The organism is Microbacterium sp. XT11 (assembly GCF_001513675.1).
Taxonomy (GTDB): domain Bacteria; phylum Actinomycetota; class Actinomycetes; order Actinomycetales; family Microbacteriaceae; genus Microbacterium.
Genome location: NZ_CP013859.1, coordinates 3,431,782 through 3,444,714 on the forward strand (window position 1 = coordinate 3,431,782; position 12,933 = coordinate 3,444,714).

The 12,933-nt window shown below is 70.0% G+C and carries 13 protein-coding genes and 1 tRNA gene; 8 read left to right on the top strand and 6 right to left on the bottom strand.

The window, feature by feature from the left end; translation table 11 throughout:
- The first annotated feature begins 25 nt into the window (after positions 1 to 25).
- The 6 genes from AB663_RS16500 (at position 26) to AB663_RS16525 (ending at position 4,854) form a co-directional block, all read left to right on the top strand.
- Positions 26 to 679 (top strand): SOS response-associated peptidase family protein, encoded by a 654-nt coding sequence (locus AB663_RS16500; protein WP_067201750.1) that lies wholly within the window; start codon positions 26 to 28, stop codon positions 677 to 679.
- Between the two features lie 19 nt (positions 680 to 698).
- The gene (locus AB663_RS16505; RefSeq protein WP_067201753.1) at positions 699 to 1,076 is read left to right on the top strand and encodes an MmcQ/YjbR family DNA-binding protein; all 378 of its coding nucleotides are present in this window, start codon (positions 699 to 701) and stop codon (positions 1,074 to 1,076) included.
- Between the two features lie 144 nt (positions 1,077 to 1,220).
- Positions 1,221 to 2,132, top strand: a complete 912-nt coding sequence (locus AB663_RS16510; RefSeq protein WP_067201756.1) for an ABC transporter ATP-binding protein — start codon at positions 1,221 to 1,223, stop codon at positions 2,130 to 2,132.
- The gene (locus tag AB663_RS16515) at positions 2,129 to 2,935 is read left to right on the top strand and encodes an ABC transporter permease (protein ID WP_067201760.1); all 807 of its coding nucleotides are present in this window, start codon (positions 2,129 to 2,131) and stop codon (positions 2,933 to 2,935) included. The genes AB663_RS16510 and AB663_RS16515 overlap by 4 nt, the downstream gene beginning before the upstream one ends.
- Before the next feature lie 9 nt (positions 2,936 to 2,944).
- Positions 2,945 to 4,186: a sensor histidine kinase gene (locus AB663_RS16520; RefSeq protein ID WP_067201763.1), complete on the top strand. Its 1,242-nt coding sequence runs from the start codon at positions 2,945 to 2,947 to the stop codon at positions 4,184 to 4,186.
- Positions 4,183 to 4,854, top strand: a complete 672-nt coding sequence (locus AB663_RS16525; protein ID WP_157541172.1) for a response regulator transcription factor — start codon at positions 4,183 to 4,185, stop codon at positions 4,852 to 4,854. Before AB663_RS16520 ends, AB663_RS16525 begins: the two co-directional genes overlap by 4 nt.
- 27 nt (positions 4,855 to 4,881) lie before the next feature.
- Here AB663_RS16525 and AB663_RS16530 read toward each other — a convergent pair whose 3' ends face one another.
- From AB663_RS16530 to AB663_RS16540, 3 genes are all read right to left on the bottom strand, one after another.
- Positions 4,882 to 5,835, bottom strand: coding sequence for an aldo/keto reductase (locus AB663_RS16530; protein ID WP_067201769.1), 954 nt, complete (start codon positions 5,833 to 5,835; stop codon positions 4,882 to 4,884).
- 94 nt (positions 5,836 to 5,929) lie between these two features.
- Positions 5,930 to 6,002 (bottom strand) — tRNA-Thr (locus tag AB663_RS16535).
- A 32-nt stretch (positions 6,003 to 6,034) separates the two neighbouring features.
- Positions 6,035 to 7,003 (bottom strand): DsbA family protein, encoded by a 969-nt coding sequence (locus tag AB663_RS16540; RefSeq protein ID WP_067201772.1) that lies wholly within the window; start codon positions 7,001 to 7,003, stop codon positions 6,035 to 6,037.
- Positions 7,004 to 7,234: 231 nt separating this feature from the next.
- Here AB663_RS16540 and AB663_RS16545 point away from each other — a divergent pair, with 231 nt between their 5' ends.
- Positions 7,235 to 8,338 carry an ABC transporter ATP-binding protein gene (locus tag AB663_RS16545; protein WP_067201775.1) on the top strand — a complete coding sequence of 368 codons (1,104 nt, stop codon included), beginning with the start codon at positions 7,235 to 7,237 and terminating at the stop codon, positions 8,336 to 8,338.
- A 78-nt stretch (positions 8,339 to 8,416) separates the two neighbouring features.
- Positions 8,417 to 9,721: a DUF4032 domain-containing protein gene (locus tag AB663_RS16550; RefSeq protein WP_067201778.1), complete on the top strand. Its 1,305-nt coding sequence runs from the start codon at positions 8,417 to 8,419 to the stop codon at positions 9,719 to 9,721.
- A gap of 4 nt (positions 9,722 to 9,725) precedes the next feature.
- Here the strand turns inward: AB663_RS16550 and AB663_RS16555 are convergent, their stop codons facing one another.
- Genes AB663_RS16555 through cysS form a run of 3 tightly spaced genes read right to left on the bottom strand, consistent with a single transcriptional unit; the run spans position 9,726 to position 12,882 of the window.
- Positions 9,726 to 10,367: an NAD(P)-dependent oxidoreductase gene (locus tag AB663_RS16555; RefSeq protein WP_067201780.1), complete on the bottom strand. Its 642-nt coding sequence runs from the start codon at positions 10,365 to 10,367 to the stop codon at positions 9,726 to 9,728.
- 50 nt (positions 10,368 to 10,417) lie between these two features.
- Complete coding sequence (gene rlmB / locus AB663_RS16560) at positions 10,418 to 11,425, bottom strand: 23S rRNA (guanosine(2251)-2'-O)-methyltransferase RlmB (protein ID WP_067201782.1); 1,008 nt, start codon at positions 11,423 to 11,425, stop codon at positions 10,418 to 10,420.
- The gene (gene cysS / locus AB663_RS16565) at positions 11,422 to 12,882 is read right to left on the bottom strand and encodes a cysteine--tRNA ligase (RefSeq protein ID WP_067201784.1); all 1,461 of its coding nucleotides are present in this window, start codon (positions 12,880 to 12,882) and stop codon (positions 11,422 to 11,424) included. The genes rlmB and cysS overlap by 4 nt, the downstream gene beginning before the upstream one ends.
- Between the last annotated feature and the right edge of the window lie 51 nt (positions 12,883 to 12,933).

Here is a 12,933-nt window from a genome sequence, read left to right on the forward strand (position 1 = left end):
CGGCGCCCGGCGCTACGCTGACGGCATGTGCGCGAGTTATGGGCTGGATCCGCGATTCACCGAGACCGAGCTGCTCGACGGTGTCGACGACGCCGTGCTCGAGGGGCTGCGCTCGTGGGCCGAGGGCAACGCCGGCGAGACGCTGCGACCAACGGGCAAGAACCTCCGCAACCTCAATCCCGTGCTCCGCGAGGTCGACGGAGAGACGACGCTCGAGCCGGCCTGGTGGGGGTTCCTCGTCGACGGGCAGCCCGCGCGCTTCCCCTCCATCAACACCCGCTCCGAGCGGCTGCAGGAACGCCCGGGGGCGCTCAAGGCGCGTGCGCTCGTGCCAGCCACCGGGTGGTACGAGTTGAAGAAGCCCGAGCGGGTGTGGCACGACTTCGGCCTCGACTCGGGAGCGCTGTTCGGCATGGCTGCCGTCACGCAGCGCGGACGCACGGCCGACGGCGAGTGGTTCACGTGCTACTCAATCGTCATGCGCCCCGCTCCCGAGCACCTCGCCGCCATTCACGACCGGATGCCGGTGCTGATCCCGACGACCTTCGCGCGGGAGTGGCTCGCCGCGCAGGGAGACCGTGAGCTCATCGACGAGGCGCTGCTGGCCGCGGCGTCGCTCGACGAGAGAGTGGTCGCCGTCCCCCGCTCCGACGACAAGGGCTCCGACCGTCTCTTCTGACGGGGCCGGACCATACGAGATGGATTCCCACGAGCTGATCGCATGCGCCTCCGCGCGTGCGGAGGAGTTGCCGGGGTCTGCACGGGAGAACCCGTTCGGACCGGAATGGGACGTGTACAAGGTCCGGGGGCGCGTGTTCCTGCTGATCCCGCTCGACGGAACCGGACGTGTCACGCTCAAGTCCCACCCCGACGATGCCGTCGCGCTGCGCGAGACCTTCGCCGACATCGTGCCCGGGTACCACATGAACAAGAAGCACTGGATCACGCTGATGCCGGGGCCGAGTCTCGAACCAGATCTCGTCGCCGAGCTCGTCACGGAGTCCTACCTCCTCGTGGTCGAGAAGCTCCCTCGCGCGCGGCGCCCCGTCGACCCAGCGCTCTTCGGACGCGCCTGAGCGGAGACGACGCTCTGCGGGGCGAAGAGCCCGACGAAGGACTCGGCGCGTGGGCGCATCGTCCCCGGGTGCTACGCGTCGTTCGGGCACATCGGTACCTGAGGCGGACGCGGCGGCCGGGGGCGCGACCGTAGCGTGGACCGCATGATCACAGCAGAGGGCCTCACGAAGAGGTTCGGAGACAAGACCGCCGTCGACGACGTGTCGTTCACCGTGAAGCCGGGTACCGTCACCGGCTTCCTCGGCCCGAACGGCGCCGGAAAGTCCACCACGATGCGCATGATCGTCGGCCTCGACCGCCCGACGTCCGGACGCGCCACCGTGGCAGGGAGGGAGTACCGCTCGCTCACCGCTCCGCTCCGTGAGGTGGGCGTTCTGCTCGACGCGAAGGCCGTGCACACCGGCCGCACCGCACGCAACCACCTGCGCGCCATGGCCGCGACGCACGGCATCCCGGCGTCGCGGGTCGACGAGGTGATCGATCTCGCCGGCATCGGCGCCGTCGCACGCAAACGTGCGGGCAAGTTCTCGCTCGGGATGGGCCAGCGGCTCGGCATCGCCTCGGCGCTGCTCGGAGACCCGCACACCCTCATCCTCGATGAACCCGTGAACGGCCTCGACCCCGAAGGCGTGCGCTGGGTGCGCCAGTTCGTGCGGCACGCGGCATCCGAGGGTCGCACCGTCCTGCTCTCCAGCCACCTGATGAGCGAGATGGCGCAGACCGCCGATCACGTGATCGTGATGGGCAGAGGGCAGGTCCTGGCGGATGCTCCGCTCGACGAGCTGGTACGCGCCTGGACGAGGAACACCGTGCGGGTGCGCACGCCTCGTCCGTCCGAGCTCGCTGCGGCGGTGGCCGGACCCGAGGTCGAGATCGTCAGCGTGCAGCCCGACGTCCTCGACGTGGTGGGCCTCCCCGCCGCGCGCATCGGCGACCTCGCAGCGGAGCGCGGCATCCCGCTGCACGAGCTGACGCCGACGACCGGCTCCCTCGAAGACGCCTATCTCGCCCTCACGGGCGATGCCGTCGAGTACCGCACCAAGGAGATCTCATGACCGTCCAGGCCCCTCCCGCGGCCCCGGCTCGCACAGCGACCGGTCACCGCCTGACCTTTCTTCACGCAGTGCGAGGCGAGTGGATCAAGCTCACGACCCTGCGCTCGACGTGGTGGTCCATCGGCATCGTCGCGGTGCTGACCGTCGGCATCGCGATGCTCATCGCGCAGGCCGCCAACGTTCCGGGCTTCACGCCGATCCAGGCCGTCGTGATGCCCATCCAGTTCACCATGCTGCTCGCGGGCATCCTCGGCGCCATCTCCGTCACCGGTGAATACTCCACCGGCATGATCCGATCGACGCTCGCGGCCAATCCCGTGCGGGGGTCGGTGCTCCTCGCCAAGGCTCTCACCGTGGCAGTGTTCCTGTTCGTCTCGTCGCTCGTGATCTTCGGCGTCGCCGCCCTCGCCGTCTCCGGGGTCGTCGCGGGCCGCGACCAGAGCATCGACTGGAGCGATCCATCCGTCTCCTCCCTTCCCGTCCTCGCCGCATCCGTCGCGATGTCGGCCTTCGCACTGATCGGCATCGCCTTCGGCTTCATGATCCGTTCGGGCGCGGGCGCCATCGCCGCGACGGTCGGCCTGTTGTTCGTGCTGCCCATCGTGGCGAGCATGTTCGGCATCGCGGGCGAGGCCTGGCAGTGGATCTCGGATGCCGCGCGATACCTGCCGATGACCGCGGCGCAGAGTGCGATCCTCCCCGGCGCGGGGCTCGAGCAGCCTGTCGCCCTCCTCACGCTCGGCGGCTGGGTGTTCGCCGGCCTGCTCGGCGCGTGGGCCGTGCTGCGCACCCGTGACGCGTAGAGTCGCTCCGTGAACACGACGCGCAGCCGCAGCGATGCCGTCCGCGAGGACGACGAGCTGCGGCTGCCGCATCCCCCCGGAGTGTTCCGGCGCTTCTGGGCACGGCACCCCGTCTTCGCCGACGTGCTCATCGCCCTGATCTGCCTGCTGCTGTCTCTCATCCCCGCTCGGACCGCGCCCTCGCACCTCCCCGAGCCGCTGGGAGTGCTCTTCACCATCGCGGTGCAGGCCTCGGTGCTCGTCGCGTGCGGCACGCTGCTGCTGCGGCGACGGCATCCGCTCGTACCTGTGATCGCGGCGTTCGCCGCCGAGATGCTCTTCCTCCTTCTCGGCGCCCCCGGCGGCACGCCGATGGTGATGGTGGCGTCGTACTCGCTCGCCGTGCACGGGTCGTCGCGCGCAGCGTGGGCGGCCTTCGGCACGGGAATGGGAGCGCTCACGCTCGTGAGCTCGGCACTGACGGCGAGCGGGGTCCTCACCTTCCAGAGCGCCGCGAACTCGGTGCTTGGCAACCTCGTGGTCGGCCTGATCGGCACGCTCATCGGCGTCAACGTCGGCGGGCGGGCACGCTATCTGGCTGCGCTCATCGACAGGTCGAGGCAGTTGCTGATCGAACGCGACCAGCAGGCGCAGCTGGCGGCCGCAGCGGAACGCGCGCGCATCGCGCGGGAGATGCACGACATCGTCTCGCACTCGCTGACGGTCATCGTCGCGCTCTCCGAGGGGGCGGCGGCGACGCCGGATGCCGAGCGTGCCCGTGCGGCGTCGCGCACGGCCGCGGCGACCGCTCGTTCGGCTCTGGGAGAGATGCGCGCGATGCTCGGCGTGCTGCGCGACGAGGACGCTCCCGCACCGCTCGCACCGGTCTCGCCGCCGAGTCCGCATGACACCGTGGCGGCGGCGCAGCGCGCCGGCTTCCCCGTGAGCCTGACGGTCGTCGGCGAGGCGGAGCTCGTCTCCGTCGTCGAGCACGCGGTGTCACGCATCGTGCAGGAGGGCGTGACCAACGCGATGCGGCATGCTCCAGCGGCGACCAAGATCACGGTGCGGCTGGAGGTCGCGTCCGACGAGGTCGTCATCGAGATCGTCAACGACGGCGTGCGCGCGACTTCCGGAACCTCTGGCTTCGGGTTGCGCGGCCTCGCGGAGCGGGTCGCCCATGTGAACGGGCGGATCGAGTACGGTCGCCTCGACGGGAGATGGCGGCTGCGCGCGGTCCTGCCGCTGATCGCACGGGAGGAGGCATCGTGACGGAACAGATCAGGGTGCTGCTGGTCGACGACCAGGAGCTGATCCGGCTGGGCTTCCGGATGGTGCTCGAAGCCGAAGACGACCTGGTCGTCGTCGGCGAGGCCGGAGACGGCCGCACGGCGATCGCTCAGGCCGGCTCGCTGCAGCCCGACGTCGTGCTCATGGACATCCGCATGCCGGGCCTCGACGGCATCGCGGCCACCGAGGCCATCGTGCGCGAACATCCCACCACGCGCGTGCTCGTGCTGACCACCTTCGATCTCGACGAGTACGCCTTCGGCGCGATCAGGGCCGGCGCGAGCGGGTTCCTGCTCAAAGACGCGCATCGGCACGAGATGCTCTCCGCCCTGCGCGCCGTGCATCGCGGCGACGCGGCGCTCGCCCCGCGGGTGACCCGGATGCTGCTCGACCACGTCGGCCCGGCACTGCACTCGCCGTCGGATGAGGACGAACGGAGCAGGGCCGCGGTGGCAACGCTCACCGAACGCGAACGGGAGGTGTTCCTCGCCGTCGCCCGAGGCCTCACCAACGCCGAGATCGGCAGCGCCCTCTTCGTCAGCGAGTCGACTGTCAAGACCCATGTCGGGCGGGTGCTCACCAAGCTCGGCGCCAGGGACCGCATCCACGCGGTGATCCTCGCGCACCGCCTGGGTCTTGCCGATCGGTGAGCCGGCAGCGCTCCGATCGGCCCCGGTTCAGGCCGTGGTCGGCGTCCACTCCGAGACGCGGCTGAGGAGCTCGATCTCGTCGGGAGCGAGCTCGAGCCGCGCACCCGCGAGCAGATCGGGGACCTGATCCACGGTGCGCGCGCTGGCGATGGGAGCGACCACCGTGGGCTGCGCGCGCAGCCACGCCAGCGCGGTCGCGGTGATCGAGGCACCGTGCGCGTCGCCGACCTGCTGCAGGGCGTCGATCACGCGCAGCCCGTGATCCGTCGCGTACTTCGCCGCGCCGGCGGCGCGGGGCGACGAGTGCCCGGCGGCATCCGTCGACCGGTACTTGCCGGTGAGGAATCCGCTGGCGAGCGAGTAGTACGGCACGAGCCCGAGACCGAATTCCTGCGCCACCGGGATGATCGTCTCTTCCACGTCGTTGCGGTGCACGAGGTTGTAGTGCGGCTGGATCGCCACGGGCTCGGCGACGCCGAGTCGACGCGCGATGCCGACCCACTCGCGGATGCGGTCGGCGGTGTAGTTCGAGACCGCGACGTGACGGACGAGGCCGTCGGAGACGAGCGCGCCGAACGCGGCGACCGTCTCTTCGAGCGGAACGCTCTCGTCGTCGAAATGCGCGTAGTACAGGTCGATCACGTCGACGCCGAGCCTGCCGAGAGAGGCCTCAGCGGCACGACGGACGTTCGCGGCCGCGAGCCCGCGGAACACCGGATGCTGGCTCACCTTGGTGGCGACCACCACGTCGCGCGGCCGGCGCGCGGCCAGCCACTCGCCGATGATCGTCTCGCTCTCGCCACCGGTGTTGCCCGGCACCCAGGCGCTGTACGAGTCGGCCGTGTCGATGAAGTCGCCCCCTCCGTCGACGAAGGCGTCGAGCACGGCGAAGGAGGTATCGCGGTCGGCCGTCCAGCCGAACACGTTGCCGCCGAGGGAGAGGGGGAAGACGTCGAGGTCACTGGTTCCGATGCGAGTCATGCTCGTTCACAACCCGACAGGCCGACGACGTATTTCCACGATGACGCTCTGTGTCACGACGGCGGTCCGCCCCCAGGGCGAGACATCCGTTCAGAGCCGACTACGGGACTCGAACCCGTAACCCCCGTATTACAAGTACGGTGCGCTACCAATTGCGCCAAGTCGGCGGATGCCACCAGCTTAGCGGTGGCCGCGCGCGTTACTGCGCGGGCGTCTCCGTCGGCGCAGGAGCCGGCGACTCGCTCGGGGCGGGCGTCGGCGTGGCGGTGGCGTAGTAGGCGTCGCTGGCGACCGTGAGCACGAACTGCGAGAACTCGGCCGGGTCGTCGAGGGCGCCGACGTAGGCCTCGCCGTTGACGACGATCATCGGAGCCGACGTCAGCACGAGGTCGTCGGAGCCGACCAGCGGCCCCTCGAGCGCACGGGACGTGGCGTCTTTCGCCCACGTGACGTAGTCCTGCTTCTCGATGCACGAGCGGACCTTCTTGGCGTTGTCGACGCCGACTGCACCGGCGAGGTCGGCGAGCTCGACGTCGGAGAAGCCGTCGCTGTTGACCTCGGGCTGATCGTCGAGGAGGTCGTGGTTGAACGCGTAGAACTGGTCGGGCGAGTGGGTCGCGACGCAGGCCGCCGCGGCAGCCGCGCGCAGCGAGTACTTCGTACCGTTGGAGCTCGCGGTGAGGAGCGCGACCGGGTGGTAGGTGAGCGTCGCGGCTCCCTCCGTGACCCAGTTCGCGAGCTGCCGGGCGTTCGCGCGCTCGAACGTGCCGGCGTCGGGCGAGAGGTAGTCGACGTAGACGTGGATGTCGACCGTGCCCGCCGTCGTCGGCTCCGGGGTCGGCTCTGCACTCGCGCCGGCATCCGTCGCATCGGGCGTCGGGGCGGCCGCGCCCTCGTCGGATCCCGCCGTCGCCGTGATGTCGCTCACCAGGACCCCGTCGCCGTCCATGCCGGTCGGCGTCAGCTGGGGCTTCGACACCTGCGCAGACACGGCCATGGTCACGGCGGTGCCGATGGCGCCGACGGCGACGATCGCGACCGCTCCGATGATGATCCGTCGCATCAGGCGCGCCCTCGACTGCTGGGCATGCACCTTCTGTGCCTTCTCCCGCACGGCCTCGCGCGAGTTGCGCGGGGTGGGGACGTTCGGCGTCTCGTCGCTCGACATCGTTCCTCTTGACAGTCTCCTGGGGGGCAGGGTGGCCCCGAACGCCGCTGCCAGCGACGCACGCCGCGAAGCACGGCCGGGTTCGATGTTAACGAGCCTGGCTGAGAAATACCCAGGTGCGGTTTCTTCTGTCATACTGATCCCGACCCGACGAGGGGTCACGGTGGGTCGAACCGCCGCTCTATCACTACGGATCGTCCGGCACGTACCTGCCGGTGAAGGAGAAACACAATGGCATCTGTGACGTTCGACGAGGCCACGCGCCTCTACCCCGGCGGAACCCGTCCGGCCGTCGACAAGCTGAACCTCGAGGTGGGAGACGGCGAGTTCCTCGTCCTGGTCGGCCCCTCGGGTTGCGGTAAGTCCACCTCCCTCCGCATGCTCGCCGGCCTCGAAGAGGTCAACTCCGGCCGCATCCTCATCGGTGACCGCGACGTCACCGACGTGCCGCCGAAGGACCGCGACATCGCGATGGTGTTCCAGAACTACGCGCTGTACCCGCACATGACCGTCGCCGAGAACATGGGCTTCGCGCTCAAGATCGCCGGCGTCGGCAAGGAGGAGCGTGCGGCCCGCGTGCTCGAGGCCGCCAAGCTGCTCGACCTGGAGCAGTACCTGACCCGCAAGCCGAAGGCCCTGTCGGGTGGTCAGCGTCAGCGCGTCGCCATGGGCCGCGCCATCGTGCGTCAGCCGCAGGTGTTCCTCATGGACGAGCCGCTGTCGAACCTCGACGCGAAGCTCCGCGTGCAGACCCGCACGCAGATCGCATCGCTGCAGCGCCGCCTCGGCGTCACCACGGTCTACGTCACGCACGACCAGACCGAGGCGCTCACGATGGGCGACCGCATCGCTGTGCTGAAGGACGGCCTGCTCCAGCAGGTGGGCTCGCCGCGCGACCTGTACGAGAAGCCGAACAACGTCTTCGTGGCCGGCTTCATCGGCTCGCCCGCGATGAACCTCTTCACCGCCGACCTCGCCGAGGGTGGCGTGCAGTTCGGCACCGAGGTCGTCCCGCTCGACCGCGACACGGTCGGCCGCGCCACGGGCTCGCAGATCACGGTGGGCGTGCGCCCCGAGGACATCACGGTCGGCCCGGCCGACGGCAAGGGCCTCTCGGTCGTCGTCGACCTCGTCGAGGAGCTCGGCGCCGACGGCTACCTCTACGGCCACACCGACATCGCGGGCAAGCGCACCGACCTGGTCGCCCGCGTCGACGGCCGCAACCACCCGAACGCGGGTGAGACGGTCACGCTGTCGGCCAACCCCGGTCACGTGCACGCGTTCGACCTCGAGTCGGGCGACCGCCTGAACGACAAGCCGGTCGTCTCGGCCTGATCGGATCCGCAGAGGCGGCGCGGGCAGACTTCGGTCGCCCGCGCCGCTTCTGCTTTCCCCGCACCATTCAGGAGTTCCATGCAGGATGCGCTGAGGATCACCGCCAGCACCGTCGACCCCGGGCTGCTCGCCCTCCCCTGGGGCACGTCCTTGGCCAAGTGGCCGTCGGAGCACATCGTCTCGCTCCCGAAGGGCCTCTCTCGGCATCTCGTGCGCTTCGCCGATCTCTCCGGCCGGGTCGTCGCGGTCAAGGAGACGACGGATGAAATGGCCAGGCGCGAGTACGACATGCTCGGCAACCTCGCTCGCCTCGACGTGCCATGCGTCTCACGGGTTGCCGTGATCGCCGGCAGGACGGATGCCGACGGCACGCCGCTCCCTGCCGCCCTCGTCACCTCACATCTGCGCTTCTCGATGCCGTATCGTGCGCTGTTCACGCGGGTGCTGCGGCCCGACACGGCCACGCGCCTCGTCGACGCGCTCGCGCTGCTTCTCGTGCGCCTGCACAACGTCGGCTTCTACTGGGGCGACGTGTCGCTGTCGAACACGCTGTTCCGGAGGGACGCCGGAGCCTTCGCCGCGTACCTCGTCGACGCCGAGACCGGCGAGCTGCACGAAGAGGGTCTCACCGACGGGCAGCGCGCGTACGACCTCGACCTCGCTCGCACGAACATCGCCGGCGAGATCATGGACCTGGCGGCAGGCGGCCGCCTGGAGCACGGCGTCGACGCGATCGCGGTCGCCGACGGCATCGTGTCGTCGTATCGGTCGCTGTGGGCCGAGCTGACCGCGCAGGAGTCGTTCGCCGCAGCCGAGACCTGGCGCATCACCGAGCGCGTCGAGCGTCTCAACGCGCTCGGCTTCGACATCGACGAGATGTCTATGTCGACGACGGCCGACGGCACGGTGGTCGAGATCCAGCCCAAGGTCGTCGACGCCGGCCACCATCAGCGCCGCCTCATCCGGCTGACCGGTCTCGACGTCGAGGAGAACCAGGCGAGGCGGCTGCTCAACGACCTCGACGAGTTCCGGGCGCGATCGAACAAGCAGTGGGCCGACGAGGAGATGTATGCGCACGAATGGCTCACGCGTGTCTTCGAGCCGGTGGTCCGAGCCATCCCCTACGACCTGAGGGCGAAGCTCGAACCGGCCGAGGTCTTCCACCAGGTGCTCGAGCACCGCTGGTACCTCTCGCAGGCGCAGGGACGATCCGTTCCGCTCGCCGAGGTGCTCACGAGCTACATCAACGAGGTGCTGCGTCACCGGCGGGACGAGGCGACCATCATGGGCCCGCCGACCGAGACGATGAGCCTCCCCGTCATCACCGGGGTCACGCCCATCACGGACGACGACGAAGACATCGACTGGCGCGACCTCGTCTGACGCCTCAGTACCCGACCGTGAACCGCTCGCGGTGGTGCCTGCCCTGCTCGATCTCGTCGACCACGGCGACGGCGAAGTCCGCTCCGGAGATGTAGGACTTCCCGTCGGCGTCCCGCACGAGCACGTCTCCGCCGTCGCGGTAGTGCCCGGTGCGCTCGCCCTCCGCCCAGGGTCCGAAGACCTCAGCCGGATGCACGAAGAACCAGTCGAGGGCGGCATCCGTCTTCTCCAGCAGAGCCAGCGAGTCGATGCCGACCTGCGCCTCGTGCTTGTACTCCTCGGGGAAGTCGAGGTCGAACAGCCGCGGTCCTCCGGGAGCCACCAGGCTGCCCCCGGCTCCGCCCACCACCCCGAGCCGCGTCGACGTCCCGGTGAGCCTCTCCGCCACGTCGGCCAGCACCCCGAGGACCGCGTTCTCCATGTCGCCGCGCGGGGAGAGCGCCGAGACGACGGCATCCGCACCCTCGAAGACACCGCCGAGAGCGGGGATGTCGAGCACCGATCCCTGGACGTACTCCGCGCCGTCGACGGGATCGGCGGGTGCGGAGCGCGAGACCGCGACCACCTGGTGCCCGCGGCTCACCGCCTCCGCGACGATGTGGCGGCCTGCGTAGCCGGTTCCTCCGAGGACGACGATGCGTGCCATGGCGATGCCTTCCTGTTCCTGGGTCGTGCGGGGACCGTGCCGTCTGCGCGCTACTGCTGCGCGTTGCGGATGGTGGACACCTGGTAGAGCGCGACGGAGGTCGCGATGCCGGCGTTGAGCGATTCGGTGGCGGCCGAGATCGGGATCGAGACGATCTGGTCGCACGTCTCGGCCACGAGGCGCGAGAGACCCTTGCCCTCGGAGCCGACGACGATCACCACCGGACGGTCGGCGAGCTCGAGCTGGGGCAGGGCGACGTCTCCCCCGCCGTCGAGGCCGAGCACGAACACGCCCTGCTTCTTGAACTCCTTGAGCTGCGTGGTGAGGTTGCTCGCGAGCGCCACGGGGATGCGCGCAGCCGCCCCGGCGCTCGTCTTCCACGCCGCCGAGTTCACGCCCGCGGACCGGCGCTGCGGCAGGATGAGCCCGTGACCGCCGAACGCCGCGGTCGACCGGATGATGGCGCCGAGGTTCCGCGGATCGGTGATGCCGTCGAGCGCCACGAACAACGGCACCTCACCCTTGTCGATGACCTGCTCCAGCACGTCCTGCGGGTGCGCGTACTCGTACGGAGGCACCTTGAGCGCGACGCCCTGGTGCACGCCGTCGAATCCGGCCATGCGGTCGAGCTCCTGCCGAGTCACCTCGAGCACGGGGATGTCACGGTGCGTCGCGATCGACAGCATCTCCTTGACGCGGTCGTCCATCTCCACGCGCTGCGCGATGTAGAGCGCCGTGGCCGGGATCTTCGTGCGCAGCGCCTCGAGCACCGAGTTGCGGCCGGTGACCGTCTCGGTGTCGCTGGTGTTGTCCTTGGCGCGCGCGGTGCGGTTGGGATTGCCGCCGGTCGCCTGGCGCTGACCCGGCTTGCCCTTGCCGCCGGCTGCGGCGTAGCGCTCCGCCGCGGCCTTGCGCTTGCCTGCGACGTGCCAGGCGCGGTCTTCGGCCTTGGGCGTGGGCCCGCGTCCCTCGAGAGCCTTGCGCCCGAGTCCGCCCGACCCCTTGGTCGGGCCCTTCTTCTTGCCGCGGCTGGCGCCGGGGCGGCCTGGCTTCGTCATTCGATACTCCAATGCGTTCCGGCCGGAGTGTCCTCCAGCGTGATTCCTGCGGAGGCGATCGCGTCGCGGATGCGGTCGGCGGTCGCCCAGTCCTTGTCGGCACGCGCCTGCGCGCGCTGCGAGATCATCGTCTGCACCAGGGCGTCGAGAGCGGATGCCGTCGCGGCGTCACGCCCCGCCGCCGGTGCGTCATCGAGCCCGAGCACGCCGACCATCGCGCGCACTTCGATCAGCGCACGCTCGGCAGCGGCGTCATCGCCTTCGTCGAGCGCCTGGTTGCCGCTCCGCACGCGCTCGTGCAGCACGGCGAGCGCCTGGGGCACGCCGAGATCGTCGTCCATCGCGTCGGCGAACGCCTCGGGGATGAGCGGGATGTACTCGATCGTGTCGTCGGTCGAGACGCCGCTGTCCGAGGCTCCTGCGCTGGTGCGCTCGGCTCGGCGCACCGCGTTCCGCTCCGCTGCGCGCTCCGCCCGCTGCAGGAACGAACGGATGCGTCCGAGCGCGGCTTCCGCCTCGGCGTACGACGAATCGCTGAGGTCGAGGCTCGAGCGGTAGTGCGCTGCGGCAAGCGCATACCGGACGACGACGGGATCGTGCACCGCGAGAACCGCTGACGCGAGCGTGAAGTTGCCGAGAGACTTCGACATCTTCTGCCCGTTGACCGTGATGAGCCCGTTGTGCAGCCAGTACTGCGCGAAGCCGTCGCCGGCGGCCGTCGACTGGGCGAGCTCGTTCTCGTGGTGCGGGAAGCGCAGGTCGAGCCCGCCGCCGTGGATGTCGAATGCCGAACCGAGGTACCGCTTCGCCATGGCGGAGCACTCGATGTGCCACCCGGGCCGACCCGGCCCCCAGGGCGACTGCCACGTGGCGTCGTCCGGCTCCCCGGCCTTCGCGCCCTTCCACAGGGCGAAGTCCTGAGGGGCGCGCTTGCCCCGAGGGTCGGCGTCGACTGCCGCCTCCATGGCGTCGACCGACTGGTTCGTCAGCGAGCCGTACGAGGGCCACGAATGCACGTCGAAGTAGACGTCGCCCGAGCCGTCGGGCGCCGGGTAGGCGTGCCCGCGCTCGATCAGCCGGGCGATGAGCTCCTGCATCTGCGGGATGGATGCCGTCGCACGCGGCTCGTACGTCGGCGGAAGGATGCCGACCGCGGCATATGCCGCCGTGAACTCCTGCTCCATGCGGTACGCCAAGGCCCACCACGGCTCGGCATCCGTCGCGTTCTGGAGCACCTTGTCGTCGATGTCGGTGACGTTGCGCACGAACGTCACGCGTCCGTAGCGGTAGGTGAGCCACCGCCGCAGCAGGTCGAAGCTCAGCGCAGCACGCACGTGGCCGATGTGAGGCCCGGACTGCACGGTGGGTCCGCACACGTACATCGTGATGTTCTCGGGGTCGAGAGGCACGAAGTCGCGCAGCTGAGCGGCGCGGGTGTCGTAGAGGCGGAGAGTCACCGCTCAAGCCTACCGGGCGCTCCCGCGAGAAGACCGGACGTCGCGGGGCGC